Raw genomic sequence first — 19444 nt, 5'->3', positions numbered from 1 at the left:
GCGGACAAGAAAGTTCATCATTTAAAAAATAGCGCAACATGTTGCACTTGACTTCAACTACCTGCCCCCTCTTTTCAAACTATCATCCTCTCACACGACTATTATCGCTTTTCGGCCAGTCAATCTGAGACCCTGCTCCGGAAATGTCTTCACGTAAAAAAACCGGATAGACAAAAAAATAGAAGGGCATTTTTCGATTTTAAAAAAGATTGCAAAAATTTGTGATCATTCGCTTGATGATCATTATCAAGATCTTTTCTCTAAAATGACATCCTTCTTTCAAATATCTCACATGAGCAGGATTAAAGCCGAATGATAAAAAAACGCCCGCAGAAAACTACGGGCGTAAATTGCTGCTTATATCGGGTTTTGACCTATCAGATGACATAAGACCGGATTGGCTCGAAACCGTTAAAAGCTACAGAAGCATAGGTCGTTGTATAAGCACCGGTTCCTTCAATCAGGATTTCATCACCAACAGTGAGTGAAATCGGCAAAGGATAAGGTGTTTTTTCATACATCACATCGGCTGAATCGCAGGTTGGTCCGGCAAGAACGCATGGTACTTTTTCGTCATCGTCCTTGGCTGTTTCAATCGGATAGCGGATAGCTTCATCCATTGTTTCGGCAAGACCGTTGAATTTGCCGACATCAAGATAAACCCAGCGCAACTTGTCATTTTCCGATTTTTTGGAAACCAGAACAACTTCAGAGCGGATAACACCGGCATTTCCGACCATACCGCGTCCCGGCTCAATGATTGTTTCGGGAATGCGATTGCCAAAATGTTTTGAAAGGCTATCAAAAATCGCCATGCCATAAGCTTGTGCCGATGGCACATCTTTCAAATAACGTGTCGGGAAACCACCACCCATATTGACGAGTTTCAATATGATACCTTCCTTGGCCAGTGTTTTGAAAACTTTGGAAGCATCTGCCAACGCACGATCCCACGCATTCAGATTTGTCTGCTGTGAGCCGACATGGAAAGAAACGCCATAAGCATTCAAACCCAATTCGTGGGCACGGCGCAAAACCGAAACAGCCATTTCCGGCACACAACCGAATTTGCGTGAAAGCGGCCATTCGGCACCTTCACCATCTGTCAAAACGCGACAGAAAACACGCGCACCGGGGGCAGCACGGGCAACTTTTTCAACTTCTTCGACACAATCGACTGCATAAAGTGAAACACCCAATTCATAAGCGCGGGCAATATCGCGCTCTTTTTTGATGGTGTTGCCGAAAGAAATACGATCCGGTGTTGCACCGGCATCAAGAACCATTTCAATCTCGGCGACAGTGGCCGTATCGAAAGATGAACCAAGCGACACCAACAAACGTAGTATTTCCGGTGCCGGATTGGCTTTTACTGCATAAAAAATGCGTGATTGGGGAAGTGCTTTGACAAAGCCTTCATAGTTTTCACGCACAACATCAAGATCCAGAATCATGCACGGGCCTTCAGGGCGTCGTGTTGCGAGGAAATCACGAATACGTTGAGTTGCCATTTCGGTTCTCCTTAGGAAACCCTTCGGGTTCCCCAAATCTTGCTTCTCGTGGCATCAGTCACGATCAGCCCATGGACAAAGTGCAAGGTCTATATTCGTTTGAACCGGTTATTGGAGGTACCGGAAAAAACTAGATAAAACTTGCGGCGATGGAACAGCGCGCTAACGCATTGCTCCGCTTTGTCTGCCTTTTGATTGGAATAACGAAAACCGCATCCGCACGGAAGGCAATGAGGTGTGCCTCTTCAGTAATTCCGACTTTTGGACAGCCGAAAGACACCAGAAAGGCCCGCACCGTCGTTGCTTCAAGATGTCCCCATTCTTTCGGTTGGCCGTAAGAATGACTGGAGCGGTTAGGTCCAGGTACCGTACCGGTTTTTCTCACCATTCGAGGACCGGCGGACACCCACAGGCACGTGCGACTTTGGGCAGCAATGCATATAAGCGCAATGGAGCAACCTTTCAATATTTTTTTTGGCCTTCAGACAATTTTATTTAGGCTCGTTGCAATATTGGACATTCTGTTGTTTGCAATAAAAATTGGTGGTGTCGACAGTTAAAAACAGGGCTTATTTCTCTGAAAAACTGGTCGTTGTTAAACGACATGCGTTTCTGTTAATGAAAGACAAAGCCCACCTTTTAAAAAAAAACAGCTTGTGGGCACGCGGTTTCGGGAAGGGGTAAAACTCTTGGGACTATTGACGAGAATACGGGGCTTTATAGAAGTGGTCGAAGCCGGCGGTTTTTCGGCGGCCGCGCGCAAGACACACAAATCGAAAGCGCTCCTTTCAAAACATGTTCATGAACTTGAAGACGAATTGGGTGCTGTCCTTTTGAACCGGACACCCCGCCAATTATCTTTGACTGAAGCAGGCCAGGCTTATTATCCACGTGCTTTGGAGATTATCAAGGAACTCGACGATCTTAATGACACAATTACACACTCCAATAAAACCACTCACGGGCGAATAAAAATCGGTACATCACGCACTTTCGCGGATGCTCCGATCGGTCAATCACTCATCGATTTTCTGTCAGCTTATACGGATATCCACCTTGATATCAGTCTTGATGACCGGTTCGTCGACCTTGTGAATGAAGGTTTCGACCTTGCTATCCGCATTACCGACATGCAGGATTCCTCCCTTATCCAACGAAAAATTATGGATATCCGTTCGGTTGTCGTCGCTTCTCCCAAACTCTTGAAAAACATAAATGTTCCGGAAACACCGCGCGATTTGAAATCGCTTCCCTGCCTTGTCGACAGAAACAACCTGAATTCCGACCATTGGCTATTCAAAGACCGTGACGGCAGCACCTTCTCGGTTGCTATTTCAGGACGCATGGCAACAAATGGCCCAATCATTATAAAAAGGGCTGCCATTGCCGGTATCGGATTTGCCCGAATTCCTTTTTTTATAGCCGAAAAGGAACTTGAAGCGGGCCTCATAAAAACTGTTCTTGATGATTTTATGCCGGACGGTGCAGGCCTTTATATTGTCTATCCACAAAAGCGCTACTTACCGGCAAAGGTGCGCATGTTTATTGATTATCTGGTCGAATGGTTCAAGAATTATGAACAAAAGGGGAAAACAAAAATCAATGCTTCCAACTCGTAGAACACGTTCGCCCTTTCAATAAAACCCGCCCCTTCAGTAAACAAAATGCCAAGATGTAACCGGAGGTTTCAAGAAAAAACCGGACGGCTCGAAACAAGACAAACAGCCCGATCAAGCATCCGGTTAAAAAAACAGTCCCGATTTTTCAACCCCACAAAACCTTTGAACTAATAATAGACACTCGCAGCCTGTTAGCGAAAAATTGTGTTCCAGTTATTTATTTGTTCCGGTTGTTTCGAGGCCCTTCAAAAGGGGCGAGTAAGAGGGGGAGCCGAGTAAGGAGGGGGCCAGTAAAAATCTGCTTCATGAGCAGAATGCAACATTTTTGACGACAATATTTTAGCCGCGCCTTTGCTTTAAAGTTTTCTGCCCACGGCAACTGACAATGAGAAGGACAAGAAAACTAGCGTAAAAAGCTTACAATTGCCTGTTCGATATGTTGTTCGAGATCCTTCGGCAGTCCGAGTTTATTCATAAGATTATCAAGATATTTGCGGTTATCAGGCTTTTCCGGATCAAGTGTCATACGGGAAGCGACATAAAGTTCGGTCTTTTGTTCGTCACTATTCACATTGCTGACAAGGTTGTCGAGATCAACAGGCTTGTTCAACTCATCCATCAGAAAAGCGGCTGTTTTTTGGTCAATTCCCGAACTCGCAATTTTGTTTTTTATCAACTCCCGTTCCTTGTCATCGACATGACCATCGGCTTTGGCAGCCGTTATCATTGCCCGAACCAATGTCAGGGCAAAATCGCCATTATGATCGGCACCGGTTTGACCGACTTCTGTCATATCAACTTTGGAATTGGCATTATCATCATATTTTTCAAAATTTTTCAAAGCGTTGAAAGCCACGCTGGCAACGGCCGCCAAACCGCCACCTTTTATCAAGCCTTCAAGAATATTGCCTTTTTCGTTGCCTGCAAAAAGTCCGCCTATGAGATCAACGACCGAAAATGGAGAAGATGGCTTCGAGGAAGTCGACTGGTTTGTACCAGCTTTTGAAGCGGAATTATCGGGGGTCAGCAAATCTTTAAAAATCTGTTTGGCGTCAATCATCGTCGTCTCCGTTTTGTGAAACTCCCGCTTCTTTGATGAAAAGAGATAGCGCCCGCTAGCACTATTACAAGCTTTCCCAAAAGCAAAAATGATGCGAAAATATCAAAGAATATTTCCCCCTTGAACGGCGCGATAAAACAGCAATATTTTTCCGTCATGTCATGACCGGCTTTCTGAACATTATTTCAAAAAATCGGATAAGCCCCGCCATTTCATTTTTCAAAACGACCTCGTTGCCTATCTTGTTAAACGCGCCGGTTTTCGAGCCCCGACTCGAACTATTGAACTTTTCCCGCCCCGTCTTTTTCGCGATAGTTTTTTAAAGCAGCCTCTTAAACTTTTAAAAACCGGATATTGTTTTTTTGAATTTTTAATGATGGATCGTTTCAATCTTCTCTTTTCATTGTGGTTCCGATACCTTTTTGAGAACATTCCCGCTTTTTGACAAAGCCGATAGGAAACTTGCCCGAACACTCTTTTCTAAAGCTTGGCTTACGCTTATAAGAATTAAAAAAGCTTTTTGGAGAACAACAATGTCTCAGAAGACCGAACGTCTTTTACCTATTTTGCTTGGACAAAGTGTCATTCCGGTTCTTGTCATTGAACGATTGGGAGATGCGGTGCCGGTAGCACGTGCACTCGTCGAAGGGGGACTAAAAGCTATCGAGATCACACTGCGCACCCCTGCAGCCCTTGATGCCATTCATGCAGTTTCTGAAGATGTGCCTGATGCCATTGTCGGCGCCGGCACAATTTTAAACGGCGATCAATATGCATCGGCTGAAAGTTCGGGAGCAAAATTTATTGTGAGCCCCGGATTGACCGGCGAACTCATCGACGCTGCCGAGGATAGCGATATTCCGCTTCTTCCCGGAGCAGTCACACCAAGCGAATTGATGGGAGCACTTGAAGAAGGCTATCAATGTTTAAAATTTTTCCCTGCAACGGCAGCGGGCGGCATTGATTTTGTCAAATCGCTGGCTTCACCTTTTGCCGAGGTAAAATTTTGCCCGACGGGCGGTATTTCGCAAAATAATGCCGCCGATTGGCTGAAATTGCCCAATGTCGTTTGTATTGGCGGCTCGTGGGTGGCACCGAAAAAATTAATTGATGCTGGCGATTTTAAAGCCATTACCGAACTTGCGAGAAACGCAACAAAATTGACGGCCTGAAGAGCCGGTGGGAAGAAACAGCCAAGCTCATTGAAATATAAGAGCTTGGCAAAAATAACCGGACTTGCGGACAAACAGGCAGCCTTGGAGCCTTGGAGCCTTGGAGCCTTGGAGCCTTGGAGCCTTGGAGCCTTGGAGCCTTGGAGCCTTGGAGCCTTGGAGCCTGTCCAAAAGCAGTCTTTCCCTTCTGTCAATCAACAAAAGCGCGTTCAACCACATAAGTAGCGGGTGCATTATTCGCACCTTCGACAAGGCCGAACTCCCTACACATCGCAGCACAGTCTTTCAGCATTGCCATGGAACCGCAAATCATTGCGCGATCGGTTTCCGGATCAAGCTTTTTCAAACCGGTACGCTTGAAAAATTCGCCACTGCGCATTGTGTCGGTAATTCGCCCCATATGGTCGGAATGCTCACGCGTTGTCATCGGATAAAATTTCAACTGGTTAGAAAATTCGCCAATAAGAGGATCATTTCTTAGGTCCGCAACAAGTTCGCGCGCATAGTCGAGTTCGGCAACAAGCCGCGTTGTCTGGATAAGAATAACTTCTTCGAATTTTTCATAAGTTTCCGGATCACGAATGAGGCTTGCAAAAGGTGCAACACCTGTGCCTGTCGAAAAAAGATAAAGCCGTTTACCCGGTAAAAGCGCGTCCAATACCAGAGTGCCGGTGGCTTTTTTGCGCATCAGCACGGTATCGCCCACTTTGATTTTTTGCAAATGCTCGGTCAAAGGGCCATTAGGAACCTTGATCGAGAAAAACTCCAATTGTTCGCTCCAGAATGGGCTTGCAATGGAATAGGCACGAAAAACCGGCTTTTCGGCATTGGGTAAGCCGATCATCACAAACTCGCCCGAACGGAAACGGAAACTGTTGGGACGGTTCAATCGGAAACGGAAAAGCCTATCAGTATAATGTTTGACATCCTGTACAGTTAAAGCAAAAACATTTGCCGGTATCGGAAATGAAGACGGCGTGGCAGTCACATTCGAGGCTGCATTGTCGACAGGCGTAGTCATCGGAATTCTTCCTTAATAAACTTTAGCAGATAAACTTGACAAATTTAGGCATGATATAATGCTAAATGGATTATCTGCCAACATCATAAAGCGAAGTTTCTTTATAATAACAAAATTGTTTTCGTCAAATGACAGTTGTAGATAGTCTGTTGTTTATGCAAAATAATTGCTTCAAAGCCGATAGACAAAACGGCTATTGTAACCACATATAGAAAAGCGGAAATGGCCGTTTTGGAATAAACCACATTATGACAGAACAACTCAAATTCGGAACAAGTGGCTTGCGCGGTCTGGTAAGCGATTTAACCGATGATATTATCATGAGCTACACTTCAGCCTTCTTGCGACATTTGGAAAAAATCGGCAAGATGAGCAAGGATGCTAGCGTGATTGTCGGCTATGATCTGCGCTCGTCGAGTCCGCATATCAAAAACGTTGTCATTAAAACAATCGAAGATCAGGGTTTTTCTGTTATCAATGCCGGTCAAGTGCCGACCCCCGCCCTTGCGCTTTATTCACTCAACTCTCGCTATCCGGCAATTATGGTTACAGGAAGCCACATTCCCGACGACCGCAACGGGTTGAAATTTTATCGTCCCGATGGAGAAATAACCAAGCAGGACGAGCGGGGCATTGTCAATGAACTTGATAAATCCGGTAAAGGCGGGCTTTCAGAAAATAACACGCCCTATCACCTTGCCGAAAACTATCAATCCCCTACCGTTGTTCCGGATGTTCTTGAACTTTACCGGAAACGCTGTCTTTCCATTTTGCCAAAATCCGCACTTCAGGATATGAAAATCGGTGTCTATCAGCACAGTTCCATTGTGCGCGATTTTCTCGTTGAAGTTTTATCAGCTCTTGGCGCAAAAACTGTTGCAATCGGGCGGGCCGACCATTTTGTTCCGGTTGATACCGAAGCATTACGCGATTTTGACCGCAAGCTTGCTCTTGATGCCGTTCGCCAATACGGGCTTGACGCACTGGTGTCGACCGATGGCGACGCAGACCGGCCATTAATTGCCGGTTCCGACGGGATATTTCTGAAAGGCGATGTGGTTGGAATGCTCACCGCAAAATATCTTTTTGCCGATGCGGTGGTCACCCCTGTCACCTCTACGTCGGCGGTCGAGACAAGCCATTTTTTCGAGCATGTTTACCGCACCTCTGTCGGCTCGCCTTATGTTATTGCCGGTATGAAACAGGCATTAAGCGACGGTTATCATACAATTGTCGGTTTTGAAGCCAATGGCGGCGTTCTTTTAGGAAGCGATATTTCAAGCGAAACCTGCGAATTGAAGAAATTGGCAACACGCGATGCAATGCTTCCTATTCTGGCTTTATTAGGATTTGCACAATTGCGCGGCTCTTCCGTTCAGGCGCTTCAGGGTTGTCTTCCACGGCGCTTCACAGCCAGCAACCGGCTGTCAAATATTGACACAGAAAAAGCAAAACAAGTTTTGCATGACCTTGAAGATGCTGCAACATGCGTACATTTTTTCCATCCGCTCGGTAACATCAAACATTGGGATGTGATTGACGGTTTACGTGTCATCATGGACAATGGTGATATTGTGCATTTCCGCCTTTCCGGTAATGCTCCGGAATTGCGGTGTTATAGCGAGGCGGCCTCGCAAGAACAGGCCGACAAGCTTCTCGAATGGGGGCTTGAAAACATTGCTCGAACCTTGGAGAAAGCATCATGATAAAGGTTATTGCGCATTTTTATATCAAGCCCGAATTGGTTGAAAAGACCGACGCTCTTTTCAAAGAACTCGTAGAAAAATCCCGTAAAGACAAAGGCTGTATTTCCTACGAACTGTTTGAAGTCGAAGGCGATACAGGACACATGGTTTTCATTGAAACATGGAAAGACAAAGGCGCCCTGGACGCACATAGCAAAACCGAACATTTTGTTCGCATTATCGATGAATTAACAAAGATGAGCTACAAGGAAGCGGTCGTCACCGTCATGACACAGAAGCTTTGACGTCCCTTAATGTCCATTTTTTTACAATTTTATTTCTTTACAGTTAAAGCGGTATCCGGTTTCATCCGATGCTGCTTTTTTAATATTATCCGCGCCTTTATGTGCTTCAAAAAGCACTGTTTTCCTTTCAAGTTCCAGAACGGAAACGACGCGTTGTTTTTAAACAATTCGCTTATCTTTATCATCAACACGCGCGTCAAAACGATATTTTTTGTTAGTTTCTTATTTTGCTGTTTATGAGGTTGTTCTGCTTTAGGCGCTTACGCGATATTTAGTCAATGCCCGGTAACCGGATGTAGCCAATGCACGGTCAATTGAAAATTGTTTCAACCTTTCATCACGTGGCTCCACCCCGCATTCGGGCGGAAACTATTCTCTCTTCAAATCGGCTTTTAACATGACGGTTTAACGAAAGAAGAATTCTATTCATCATCCGGTTGCTGTTCGGGCAAGAGCAGATTGAGGATGATTGCCGTAATCCCGCCGGCAGCAAGGCCGGATTTCATAATATCGGCAATAAATGTCGGAAGATGGCTCACAAAAGCCGGTACTTGCGGCACACCGACGCCAACGCTCAAGGCAATTGCAATAATGAGAAGCGCCCGCCGGTCGAGCTTGATTGACGAAAGGATGTTAATTCCGGAAGCGGCAACCGAGCCGAACATGATCATGGCAGCACCTCCCAGAACCGGTTCGGGCATTGCTTGTATAAGGGCGGCAATTTTCGGAAAAAGGCCGAGAACAACAAGAATGGCCGCAATCCACAAGCCGACATAGCGGCTTGCAACGCCGGTCAACTGGATAATACCGTTATTTTGCGCAAAGACCGAACTTGGAAATGTATTGAAGAAACCGGCAAGAAGAGAATTGGCACCATTGACGAGCACACCACCCTTTATCCTCTTCATCCATAATGGCCCCGAAACCGGTTCGCTTGAAATTTTGCTTGTCGCTGTAATGTCGCCAACCGCTTCAAGAGAGGTAACAAGATAGATCATGATGAGCGGAATAAAGAGCGACCATGAAAAAGATAGTCCGAAATGAAGCGGCCTTGGCAAGGCGAAAAGTGCGGAATGTTCAAAACCGGAAAAATCAAGCCTGCCCATAAAGCCTGCCATTGCATAGCCGACAGCAAGGGCAAGAATAATGGCACTGGAGCGCACCCATGTAATCGTCACACGGTTTAAAAGAATAATGAGTGCAAAGACCGTGCATGACAAAGCGAGATTTTGTAAGCTTGCAAAACTTCCCCCCTCGCCTAGTGACGCATAACCACCCCCCATACTGACAAGCCCCTCTTTAATCAGGGTAAGGCCGATCAATAGAACCACAATACCGGTGACAAGCGGCGTAATCATGCGGCTGATAAAGGGGAGAATGCGCGAAACCGACATTTCGATAAAAGAACCGGCAATGACCACACCGAAGACCGCCGACATGACTTCGTTTGCCGGAATACCACTTGCAACCATGGCAGCGGAGCCTGCTGAAAGCGGCCCGACAAAATTGAAACTGGTTCCTTGCACGATCAGCAAACCGGCACCGAAGGGACCAATTTTTTTGCATTGCACAAAAGTTGCAATGCCCGAAATAATAAGCGACATGGATAAAACCATGGCCGTATCTTCCGGCGACACACCGGCAGCACTGCAAATGATAAAGCCCGGCGTAATGATTGGCACAATAATTGCCAATAAATGCTGGAGAGCAGCCAAAAACGCGACAGGCGCGTGAGGATGGTCATTCATTTCAAAAACGAGATCACCCGATTTTTTATGCGTTTTCCGGTTCTCCATCGGCTTTCTCCGTCAGCATAAATGATGCGTGAACATTGAAGGACATCTTCATGTTAGCGTTTTAGTTGAGGATTGATGAAGAAAGGTCAAGCCTAATTGGCGGGGAATAGCATTTATCCACCAGCAAGCAAGCTTTTTGACCGATAAGAGCACTCATTGATCCCTTGATGATACAATTTTAAAACAGGAAGATTGTCTGGTGTAGTTCTCGCAAGAAAACATCTTGTTGGCTTTAAAACAACAATTATATGCAATAACGGCATTAAATAAAAAACCGGAATGCTATTTGATCAAAATCCGGATTGGACGAGAAAAATGAATATTGGCGAAGCAGCAAAACAATCGGGTCTTAGCGCAAAAATGATCCGTCATTATGAAGAAACAGGGCTTATTTCACCAATTCATCGTAGCAGCAATGGTTATCGCGTTTATACCGATGACGATATTCAAACCTTGCGTTTCATCCGCCGCTCAAGACTGCTCGGCTTTTCTTCCGAAGATATCCGCGTTCTCCTCGGATTATGGAAAGATCGTAGCCGCGCTTCAAGCGAAGTTAAAAAACTCGCACTTTCCCATATCAAAGCTTTGCAGGAAAAAATGGATTCCCTACAGGTAATGATTAATACACTCGACCACCTTGTCCATCACTGCCATGGCGATGACAGACCCGATTGCCCCATTCTGGAAGATCTTGCTGGATCAAGCCATCATTGCCATTGATTGAACGCATGTTAGCTTTTTTGAGTGGGACGCAATTTGCCCCGACTTTTATCAAAGTTTTCGCGTTTTTAGCGTCGTGCAACAAGCGTTTGGCAGAGCATCCCCAAAAAGCCGCGAAAAATCAAAATATAAAAAGTTGTAAAACCGGAACGTCGGTTTGCTTGCTGCACTGCTCATTGCCCGGAAATGGTTTTTGGTTTTTGGTTTTAAATAATTTTCACATCTTCAGACTTACGCAAAGTTAAAAGACATTCAAGGCTCTTTCGTCAAAAATTAGCGATTTGAAAGAAAAGACTTTTTATTGTGCGTGAAGAATATTACACATGACACACTAAAAATTGAACGAGATCTGACATGCGTAAAATACTCGAGATCAACGATCTTAAAAAACTTGCCAAACGACGCGTTCCAAAAATGTTTTTTGATTATGCCGATTCCGGAGCATGGACAGAAAGCACTTATCGCGCCAATGAAGAAGACTTTAAAAAAATAAAACTGCGCCAGCGCGTTCTGGTCGACATGACCAATCGCTCGCTTGAAAGCGAAATGATCGGCCAGAAGGTTGCCATGCCTGTTGCTTTGTCGCCAACCGGTTTGGCGGGAATGCAACATGCCAATGGTGAAATGCTGGCCGCTCAGGCTGCTGAAGAATTCGGCGTGCCGTTTACATTGTCGACAATGAGCATTTGCTCGATTGAAGATGTCGCCTCGGTAACCAAGAAACCGTTCTGGTTCCAGCTTTATGTGATGAAAGACCGCGACTTTATTGCCGATCTTATCAATCGTGCCAAGGCTGCCAAATGCGGTGCTTTGGTATTGACACTTGATCTGCAAATTATGGGGCAACGGCACAAGGATTTGCGCAACAATCTGTCTGCCCCGCCAAAATTTACATTAAGAAATCTCTGGCAGATGATGACATGCCCGAAATGGTGCATGGATATGCTGCAGACTGATAAACGGACTTTGCGTAATATTGCCGGTCATGCCAAAAACGTTACCGATCTTTCATCCTTGAGTTTATGGACAGCCTCGCAATTTGACCCGAAGCTTAACTGGAACGATGTCGAATGGATCAAGAAGATCTGGGGTGGTAAACTTATCCTGAAAGGCATTCTTGATGTCGAAGACGCCAAAATGGCTGTCAAAACCGGTGCCGATGCCATTCTGGTTTCAAACCATGGTGGCCGCCAGCTTGACGGCGCACCTTCAACCATTTCGGTTTTGCCTGAAATCGTCGATGCTGTCGGAGATAAAATAGAAATCCATCTTGATGGTGGTATCCGCTCCGGTCAGGATGTGTTGAAGGCCTTGGCGCTTGGTGCCAAAGGCACCTTTATTGGCCGTCCATTTCTTTACGGGCTTGGCGCCATGGGCAAACCGGGTGTCACAAAAGCCTTGGAAATTATCCGTAACGAGCTTGATGTTTCCATGGCACTTTGCGGCAAGAAGAAAATTGCCGATCTCACCCATGATGTCCTTTATGATTTCAGGCCTTCAAAGCCAAAACGCTGAACGAAGAGCTTAATTCGATATTGGATAAGCCGGGCAAAATGCCCGGCTTTTTTCAATGCTTTTACTTTTTTAACGGTGGTTTTGTTAAAAAGCGATTTTTCTTGGAACACTAAAAACGATGAAAAGCCAACAATGAAAATTATTTAAAATCCGGCACTGAAACGGCCGGCTTCCACGCAATACATAATCGAAACGAACCTTCAAACAGCAGCAAAGCTGCCTGTTATCCCACTTTTTTCAGTGAAAAAAATCCACATTGAATTCTGGTATAAAGGCTTACTCTTTATTTTACCTGATTTTGCAATTAATCCGATTTTATCATTGATGAGCGTTAAAGAATGCCGATTTCTTGATCGCGTTAATGGCACACGGGTTTGCCAAAATGTTCGAGATGTCACGGCATCTTTCAGCGCCTCTTTTATGACACCCTGTTTTAACAGTGGAAGCGGAATGAAATGCCAGCTTAAAATAGCTCTTCTTCTGCTTTTCATGAACCGGTTTTCAGTCCAAAGATTGATAAAGCTGATTTTGATGAACCAAAACGTATAGCAACAATAAAGCCCGAATGAAGCGAACAAATGCTGCTTTCAAAATACCCGAACGGCTCACATAATGAAGAGCTCTGCCTGAAACTCGGGCGAGAAGAATAATTCACATAATTTATTCATCGCTGCATCAAAATAGAGCGGATGGAAAAGGCCGAATGAATGCGCGCGACACCGGGCAGGCGTGACAATATCTCCTTATGAATGGTTTCATAAGTGGCGGCATTTTCTGCCTCCGCGCGAAGCCAGTAATCAGCATCCCCCGTCATCAAATAGCATTCTTTGATTTCCGGATGGCGACGCACAGCTGCCTCGAAACGGTTCAAATATTCTTCGGTTTGTTTTTCAAGTGTAATCTGGATAATGGCAATCAGCCGGTCTTCTCCCTCACCACTTCCCAATATAGCGGTAAACCCGCGAATAACGCCGCTTTCTTCCAGTAATTTTACACGACGCAAACATGCCGAGGGGGAAAGCCCCACTTCGGCAGCGAGATTTGCATTGCTCATGCGCCCGTCACGGCGCAACAGGCGGATGATATTACGGTCTATCGCATCAAGATTTTGCATATTATTTCAATTTTTCGGATTTATGCTCAATATTCGTCGACAAATATCTATAATATTTCAAAAATAGATACAACATTCGAATGCTCTTCACATATGATAGCGAAGATTAAATGGCAAAAAAGCCACGGGAACAATGCTAGGGGAACAAATGGACATCCGGATTTTTAACCGGATTTATCTGGGAAATAATGAAATGGGTGAAATTCAAAACGACACTAAAATTCCGACATTAGCCTATGGGGCAATTCTCACAATCAACCTTGATGCCATTGTCGAAAATTATAACACCATAAAAAAAATGGTTGCTCCGGCACAAAGTTCCGCCATTGTCAAAGCGGATGCTTATGGCCTTGGTGCAGAAAAAATAGCCCCTGTGCTTTATGAAGCAGGATGCCGGTTTTTCTTTGTAGCAGAACTTATCGAGGCATTCCGACTCAAAGACGAGTTGCCGGCCGATGCTTCCATTGCTGTTTTGAATGGCATTTTACCGGGTGCGGAAAAAATAACGGCAGCGGCCGGTATAATTCCGGTTCTCAATTCCTGGGAGGCTATTCTTGACTGGCAAAAACTTTGCTTGAATGAAGCAAAGCGTTTACCCGCAATCATCCAGATTGATACCGGCATGTGCCGCTTGGGGCTTGATCATAGCGAGCTTTACCGCCTTGTCGCCGACCCGTCGATTTTTAATGACGCCGATATAAAACTGGTCATCAGCCATTTGGCCAAAAGTGACGAGGAAAATAGCCCTGCCAATCCTGCCCAGCTTGAAGCCATGAAAAAGGCACTTGCCAAACTTCCCGCTTCCAAAGTTGCATTTGCTGCTTCCGGCGGGATTTTTTTGAAGACCGACTATCATTTTGACATGGTGCGCCCGGGCATTGCCCTTTACGGTGTAGACCCGCTCGGCAAAAGCCCGACAGCAATCAAACCCGTCGTCAGCCTTGACGCCCATGTTATCCAGACACGCCATGTTCCCGCTGGTTCGGCAATCGGCTATGGCGGAACATTTATAACTGAAAGGCCAGGCACAATCACAACAATATCGGTGGGCTATGCGGATGGTTGGTTAAGGGCACTCGGCAATAAAGGTTCGGTTTTTTTCAAAGGAGAGCGCGTGCCGATTGTTGGCCGCGTTTCGATGGATTCCATCACACTTGATACAACGCATCTTGGTGAAAATGCACCAAAAGCCGGCGATCTTGTAGAACTCATCGGCAAACACCAATCGCTTAACGACGTTGCGCGCGATGCAGGCACAATTCCTTATGAAATTCTAACGTCGCTTAGTCATCGTTACGAACGCATCTATGTGAAAAATCGCGAGGGAAACAAAAAATGAAAGTGCTTGTTCTGGGAAGTGGTGTCGTTGGTGTAACTTCAGCTTGGTATCTCAATAAATTAGGCCATGAAGTTACGGTCATTGATCGTGAAGAAGGGCCAGCATTGGAAACAAGCTTTGCCAATGCAGGTCAGGTTTCTTTCGGATATACAACCCCATGGGCACAACCGGGGCTGACCCTCAAAGCATTGAAAATGATGCGGCAGGCCAATCCGCCGCTTATTATTCATCCGACTTTCAGCCTCGACCAGATGAAGTGGCTCTTTGCAATGTTTATCAATTGCAATGAAAACCGGTACAAGAAAAACAAAGCCCTGATGGTGCGCGTATCGGACTATGCCGCCAAATGCCTTCAGGACTTACGCGAAGAAACATCTATCCATTACGATGAACGCATGAAGGGCACGATCCAGCTTTTCCGCGATCCTCATCAGCTTGAAGCGGCCAATAAGGATGTCGAAGTGCTCAAAGCCGATGGTATTGCCTATAAGATGCTTGATAGTGCCGGTTGCGTTGCCGCCGAACCCGGATTGGCACCGTTAAAAGATAAAATCGTTGGTGGATTGCAAACCCCTGAAGATGAAACCGGCGATTGCCAGATGTTTACAACCAAACTCGCAAAGCTCGCGGCCGATAAAGGGGTTGAATTTTCCTATAATACAATAATCAATAAACTTGATGTTGAAGGCGGTAAAATTACCGGCGTTGAAACGTCACGCGGTGTGATGCATGCCGATGCCTATCTCGTCTCGATGGGGTCTTTTACGCCATTTCTTATTCGTGATCTCGGACTTCATGCGCCAATCTATCCGGTGAAAGGCTATTCCATCACCGTGCCGATTACCAATGAGGCGAAAGCACCGGTTTCAACTGTTATTGACGATATTTACAAAGTTGCTGTTACAAGACTGGGAAAACGTATCCGCGTCGGCGGCATGGCAGAAGTTTCAGGTTACGAAATAAAGCTCAGCGAACCGCGCCTGAAAACCTTGCAAGAAGCTTTGGAAATGATGTTTTCCGGCTCCTATGATAGAGATTTCAAGCCTCAGCTCTGGTCAGGGTTACGGCCGGTGACGCCCGATAGTGTGCCCATTATCGGCAAAACAAAATATGAAAACCTGTTTATTAATTCCGGACATGGTACTTTGGGTTGGACAATGTCGACCGGAAGCGGTCATTTGATTGCCGATATTATCAGCGGCAATAAGCCCGAAATTGACCCGACAGGACTGGACATCAGCCGGTATCAATAATTTTTCGAGCAACTAAAAGACGATAGAAAAGCTTATCCGCTGCAACAGTTTCGTCCAAAAGAGGAAACTGTTGCGGCTTTTTATGTGCGCTCTATCCGGTTTGCCTTTTCTAGTCCATGAATTGCATTTTGCGGATTATTCGTTACGTCTTTAGAGGGCTCATTGTTCGTTCGGTTTTCTGTTCCGGCCGGTCATGCGCTTTTCTGTGCCTGACCGTCCGTTTGATTTTCATTCCGCTTGCTTACACTTTTTCAGTGCTCGACCTGTCCGTTATTTTAGTGCTCGACCTGCCCGTTATCTTTTAAAAGTTTACTCTTCGTCGCTTCCGGAATGTCCGGAAATTTTATGAAAAATAAACAGACACAGCAAAGGCGAAAAGCTGACCGTTTTCATCTTTCCGTTTTGGCCATGTCACCAATAGTTCTACATCATTGCGGCAGCGCCAAAGAAGGCGCCCCCAAAACCAAAAAGAATAAAAATCTAAATAAAAAACCGAATAAACTAAATAAAAAACCGGCCGAAGCCGGTTTTTTTTTAACGATAATTGGAAAGTGGCGGACAGGAACAAATAAGGTGTCTGTCACCGGCTACATTATCAATGCGTGAAACCGGCGGCCAATATTTATCTGCCGGATCCTGAGCGGGGTCAGGAAGTGCCGCAATTTTGCGCGAATAAGCATGTGACCAATTGTCATCGATGGTATCGGCCAGAACATGCGGCGCATTGACGAGTGGATTATCATCTTTCGGCCAGACACCCTCACCTACTTTTTTGGCTTCTTCGGAAATGGCAAGAAGGGCATTGCACAACCTGTCTATTTCCGATTTGGGTTCGGATTCGGTCGGTTCGATCATCAATGTTCCGGGAACCGGAAACGACATGGTCGGAGCATGAAAGCCATAATCGATCAGACGTTTGGCCACATCGTCGACGGTGATGCCGTAATTATCTTTAAGGACACGCGTATCGACAATACATTCATGCGCAACACGCCCTCTTTTTCCTTTATAAAGAATCGGATAGGCCGCAGAAAGCTGTTCTGCAATGTAGTTTGCATTCAAAATTGCATTTTCGGTAGCAAGTTTCAGCCCCTCGGCGCCCATCATACGGATATACATCCATGTGATGGTGAGGATTGAAGCGCTGCCGAAAGGTGCTGCCGAAACAGCATGGCTTGTTGAAAAAAGCGCGTGACCGGGAACGAATGGTTGAAGATGCTTTGAAACACCGATCGGCCCGACACCCGGACCACCGCCGCCATGAGGAATAGCAAAAGTTTTATGCAAATTCATGTGGCAGACATCCGCGCCGACATCAGCCGGACGGGCGAGAGCGACCAGCGCATTGAGATTTGCACCGTCAAAATAGACTTGCCCGCCATTCTCATGAATAATCTTGCAAATCTCTTTGATACTTTCTTCATAGACCCCGTGGGTTGACGGATAGGTAATCATCAAAGCGGCAAGATTGTCTTTGTGTTCGACTGCTTTTTTGCGCAAGTCTTCGACATCGACGTCTCCGTCGCCAAGACAATCGACCACAACCACTTCCATACCGGCCATATGCGCCGAAGCCGGATTTGTGCCATGGGCAGAAGCCGGAATGAGACAGATATTGCGGTTATGTTCGCCATTTTTGTCATGATAGCGGCGAATAGCAAGAAGACCGGTATATTCACCTTGTGCGCCGGAATTGGGCTGGAATGAAATGGCGCTGAAGCCGGTAATTTCACACAACCATTTTTCAAGTTCGGAAATAAGCTGCTGATAGCCGCGACTATCGGTCTTCGGTGCAAAGGGATGAAGATTTGCAACCTTCGGCCAGCTCAAAGGCATCATCTCGGCGGCAGCGTTCAATTTCATGGTGCAGGAGCCGAGCGGAATCATAGCGCGGTCAAGTGCCAGATCTTTATCGGAAAGGCGGCGCAAAAAGCGCATCATTTCGGTTTCCGATTGCACTGCATGGAAAAACGGCTGGCTTAAAAAGGAACCATCGCGTTTTTTGCCGAAAAGTTTCGACGGGGCTTTATCACTGAGCGTTGCACCGAAAAGCTTGGCAAGTGCTTTTGCGTCTTCTTCATCCGAAAGTTCATCAAAATTGATGGAAACAGTATCCTTGTCGATAACGCGTATGAGACGGCCATCACTTTCCGCTTTTTGTTGCAGTTCATGAGCTTTGCCGGAAACATTCACGGTTACACAATCGAAATAATGGTCGCCGGAAAGAGTAAAGCCCGCATCTTTGACACTGTCACCAAACCGGCTTGCAAGATCATGAACGCGATTGGAAATCGCTTGTAGCCCTTCCGGACCATGCCAGACTGCAAAAGCTGTTGCCATATTGGCAAGGAGTGCCTGAGCGGTACAAATATTCGACGTTGCTTTGTCGCGGCGGATATGTTGTTCACGCGTTTGCAAAGCAAGACGATAGGCAACCCGCCCTTTGGTATCAATCGATTGTCCGACAATGCGTCCGGGAATCATACGTGTCAGGGCTTCGGATACCGCCAGATAACCGGCATGCGGACCACCAAATCCCATTGGCACGCCGAAACGCTGCATAGAGCCCACGACCATATCGGCTCCCCAAAGGGCAGGCGCTTCCATGATTGTCAAAGCCAGGGGATCAGCCACAACGATAACCAATGCACCTTTGGCTTTGGCCTTTTTGATGATATCGCTGTAATCGATAAAACGCCCCTTTGTGTCGGGCCATGGCAAAACGATTGCCGCTGTCTTATCGGTAATCTCGCTCTCTAACCCGATCTCGTAACCTTGTGTTTCAGCCCTTGTTTGAGCTACCGCCAAAGTTTGCCGGTGAAGTTCGCCAAACACCGAAATCGCGGTTTTTTTATTGCGTGAAAAGCGCACCGCAACGGCGTTCGCTTCGGCAAGCGATGTTGCCTCATCAAGAAGCGAGGCTGCCGCAATCGGCAAGCCTGTCAATTCGCAGACAAGAGTCTGGAAATTAAACAACATTTCAAGCCGCCCCTGACTGATTTCTGCCTGATAGGGAGTATAGGCGGTGTACCAGGCCGGATTTTCAAAAAGATTGCGTAAAATAACCGAGGGAACAAAAGTGCCATAATAGCCCTGTCCGATAAAGCTTTTATGGAGACGGTTCTGTTCCATCATAGCGTGAAGCTCGTGAAGAGCAGCGCCCTCACTCACAGCTTTTGGCAATTGAAGCGGGTGGTGAAGACGGATTGCGCTAGGCACTGCCTGCTCGACCAGTTCTTCAAGAGAACCGAGTCCCAATTTATGCAGCATTGCCTTTGCCTCTTCGGGCCTCGGCCCGATATGGCGTGATGAAAATGGAAGTTCCTGCATTTTA

16 protein-coding genes are annotated in these 19444 nt (G+C 46.2%); 8 read left to right on the top strand and 8 right to left on the bottom strand.

Annotated features, from left to right (window positions below):
- Positions 1 to 377: 377 nt before the first annotated feature.
- Positions 378 to 1511 (bottom strand): type III PLP-dependent enzyme, encoded by a 1134-nt coding sequence (locus tag H3V12_RS10645; RefSeq protein WP_075869169.1) that lies wholly within the window; start codon positions 1509 to 1511, stop codon positions 378 to 380.
- A 130-nt stretch (positions 1512 to 1641) separates the two neighbouring features.
- Positions 1642 to 1899 (bottom strand): hypothetical protein, encoded by a 258-nt coding sequence (locus H3V12_RS10640; RefSeq protein ID WP_075869170.1) that lies wholly within the window; start codon positions 1897 to 1899, stop codon positions 1642 to 1644.
- A 301-nt stretch (positions 1900 to 2200) separates the two neighbouring features.
- On the opposite strand from H3V12_RS10640, the gene H3V12_RS10635 reads away from it, so the two are divergent.
- Positions 2201 to 3130 (top strand): LysR family transcriptional regulator, encoded by a 930-nt coding sequence (locus H3V12_RS10635; RefSeq protein ID WP_198214641.1) that lies wholly within the window; start codon positions 2201 to 2203, stop codon positions 3128 to 3130.
- Between the two features lie 403 nt (positions 3131 to 3533).
- Here the strand turns inward: H3V12_RS10635 and H3V12_RS10630 are convergent, their stop codons facing one another.
- A complete protein-coding gene (locus H3V12_RS10630; RefSeq protein WP_198214640.1) occupies positions 3534 to 4190 on the bottom strand; it encodes a tellurite resistance TerB family protein in 657 nt (218 codons plus the stop codon).
- Between the two features lie 533 nt (positions 4191 to 4723).
- On the opposite strand from H3V12_RS10630, the gene H3V12_RS10625 reads away from it, so the two are divergent.
- Entirely contained in the window at positions 4724 to 5362 is a 639-nt protein-coding gene (locus tag H3V12_RS10625) for a 2-dehydro-3-deoxy-phosphogluconate aldolase (protein WP_075914996.1), read from the top strand.
- A 190-nt stretch (positions 5363 to 5552) separates the two neighbouring features.
- Here the strand turns inward: H3V12_RS10625 and H3V12_RS10620 are convergent, their stop codons facing one another.
- A complete protein-coding gene (locus tag H3V12_RS10620; RefSeq protein ID WP_198214639.1) occupies positions 5553 to 6383 on the bottom strand; it encodes a ferredoxin--NADP reductase in 831 nt (276 codons plus the stop codon).
- Positions 6384 to 6631: 248 nt separating this feature from the next.
- Here H3V12_RS10620 and H3V12_RS10615 point away from each other — a divergent pair, with 248 nt between their 5' ends.
- Positions 6632 to 8089 carry a phosphomannomutase gene (locus tag H3V12_RS10615; RefSeq protein ID WP_198214638.1) on the top strand — a complete coding sequence of 486 codons (1458 nt, stop codon included), beginning with the start codon at positions 6632 to 6634 and terminating at the stop codon, positions 8087 to 8089.
- A complete protein-coding gene (locus tag H3V12_RS10610) occupies positions 8086 to 8373 on the top strand; it encodes a putative quinol monooxygenase (protein ID WP_198214637.1) in 288 nt (95 codons plus the stop codon). The genes H3V12_RS10615 and H3V12_RS10610 overlap by 4 nt, the downstream gene beginning before the upstream one ends.
- Positions 8374 to 8795: 422 nt before the next feature.
- On the opposite strand, the gene H3V12_RS10605 is transcribed toward H3V12_RS10610, so the two are convergent.
- Positions 8796 to 10169: a nucleobase:cation symporter-2 family protein gene (locus H3V12_RS10605; protein WP_198214636.1), complete on the bottom strand. Its 1374-nt coding sequence runs from the start codon at positions 10167 to 10169 to the stop codon at positions 8796 to 8798.
- Positions 10170 to 10484: 315 nt separating this feature from the next.
- On the opposite strand from H3V12_RS10605, the gene cueR reads away from it, so the two are divergent.
- Both cueR and H3V12_RS10595 read left to right on the top strand, forming a co-directional pair.
- On the top strand, positions 10485 to 10889 hold the full coding sequence (gene cueR, locus H3V12_RS10600; protein ID WP_075869869.1) for a Cu(I)-responsive transcriptional regulator: 405 nt from the start codon (positions 10485 to 10487) through the stop codon (positions 10887 to 10889).
- A 354-nt stretch (positions 10890 to 11243) separates the two neighbouring features.
- Entirely contained in the window at positions 11244 to 12404 is a 1161-nt protein-coding gene (locus tag H3V12_RS10595; protein ID WP_075915000.1) for an alpha-hydroxy acid oxidase, read from the top strand.
- 200 nt (positions 12405 to 12604) lie between these two features.
- On the opposite strand, the gene H3V12_RS10590 is transcribed toward H3V12_RS10595, so the two are convergent.
- Together H3V12_RS10590 and H3V12_RS10585 are read right to left on the bottom strand one after the other, a co-directional pair.
- Complete coding sequence (locus tag H3V12_RS10590) at positions 12605 to 12895, bottom strand: hypothetical protein (protein WP_198214635.1); 291 nt, start codon at positions 12893 to 12895, stop codon at positions 12605 to 12607.
- Positions 12896 to 13068: 173 nt separating this feature from the next.
- A complete protein-coding gene (locus H3V12_RS10585; RefSeq protein ID WP_198214634.1) occupies positions 13069 to 13518 on the bottom strand; it encodes an Lrp/AsnC family transcriptional regulator in 450 nt (149 codons plus the stop codon).
- Between the two features lie 193 nt (positions 13519 to 13711).
- Between H3V12_RS10585 and alr the strand changes: the two genes are divergently transcribed.
- Positions 13712 to 14857, top strand: a complete 1146-nt coding sequence (gene alr, locus H3V12_RS10580; protein ID WP_198214633.1) for an alanine racemase — start codon at positions 13712 to 13714, stop codon at positions 14855 to 14857.
- Entirely contained in the window at positions 14854 to 16110 is a 1257-nt protein-coding gene (locus H3V12_RS10575) for a D-amino acid dehydrogenase (RefSeq protein ID WP_198214632.1), read from the top strand. Before alr ends, H3V12_RS10575 begins: the two co-directional genes overlap by 4 nt.
- Before the next feature lie 534 nt (positions 16111 to 16644).
- Here the strand turns inward: H3V12_RS10575 and gcvP are convergent.
- The gene (gene gcvP / locus H3V12_RS10570) at positions 16645 to 19440 is read right to left on the bottom strand and encodes an aminomethyl-transferring glycine dehydrogenase (RefSeq protein ID WP_198214631.1); all 2796 of its coding nucleotides are present in this window, start codon (positions 19438 to 19440) and stop codon (positions 16645 to 16647) included.
- Positions 19441 to 19444 lie beyond the last annotated feature (4 nt).

It is taken from the genome of Bartonella sp. W8167 (genome assembly GCF_016100335.1).
GTDB classification, from domain to species: Bacteria; Pseudomonadota; Alphaproteobacteria; order Rhizobiales; family Rhizobiaceae; genus Bartonella; species Bartonella apis.
This window is presented reverse-complemented; position numbering and strand designations above follow the sequence as displayed.

Coding starts and splice junctions, on each gene's coding strand:
- H3V12_RS10605 (WP_198214636.1), bottom strand. CDS start 10,169: ATGGAGAACCGGAAAACGCATAAAAAATCGGGTGATCTCGTTTTTGAA.
- cueR (WP_075869869.1), top strand. CDS start 10,485: ATGAATATTGGCGAAGCAGCAAAACAATCGGGTCTTAGCGCAAAAATG.
- H3V12_RS10590 (WP_198214635.1), bottom strand. CDS start 12,895: ATGAAAAGCAGAAGAAGAGCTATTTTAAGCTGGCATTTCATTCCGCTT.
- H3V12_RS10595 (WP_075915000.1), top strand. CDS start 11,244: ATGCGTAAAATACTCGAGATCAACGATCTTAAAAAACTTGCCAAACGA.
- H3V12_RS10585 (WP_198214634.1), bottom strand. CDS start 13,518: ATGCAAAATCTTGATGCGATAGACCGTAATATCATCCGCCTGTTGCGC.
- gcvP (WP_198214631.1), bottom strand. CDS start 19,440: ATGCAGGAACTTCCATTTTCATCACGCCATATCGGGCCGAGGCCCGAA.
- H3V12_RS10575 (WP_198214632.1), top strand. CDS start 14,854: ATGAAAGTGCTTGTTCTGGGAAGTGGTGTCGTTGGTGTAACTTCAGCT.
- alr (WP_198214633.1), top strand. CDS start 13,712: ATGGGTGAAATTCAAAACGACACTAAAATTCCGACATTAGCCTATGGG.
- H3V12_RS10630 (WP_198214640.1), bottom strand. CDS start 4,190: ATGATTGACGCCAAACAGATTTTTAAAGATTTGCTGACCCCCGATAAT.
- H3V12_RS10620 (WP_198214639.1), bottom strand. CDS start 6,383: ATGACTACGCCTGTCGACAATGCAGCCTCGAATGTGACTGCCACGCCG.
- H3V12_RS10640 (WP_075869170.1), bottom strand. CDS start 1,899: ATGGTGAGAAAAACCGGTACGGTACCTGGACCTAACCGCTCCAGTCAT.
- H3V12_RS10610 (WP_198214637.1), top strand. CDS start 8,086: ATGATAAAGGTTATTGCGCATTTTTATATCAAGCCCGAATTGGTTGAA.
- H3V12_RS10615 (WP_198214638.1), top strand. CDS start 6,632: ATGACAGAACAACTCAAATTCGGAACAAGTGGCTTGCGCGGTCTGGTA.
- H3V12_RS10625 (WP_075914996.1), top strand. CDS start 4,724: ATGTCTCAGAAGACCGAACGTCTTTTACCTATTTTGCTTGGACAAAGT.
- H3V12_RS10645 (WP_075869169.1), bottom strand. CDS start 1,511: ATGGCAACTCAACGTATTCGTGATTTCCTCGCAACACGACGCCCTGAA.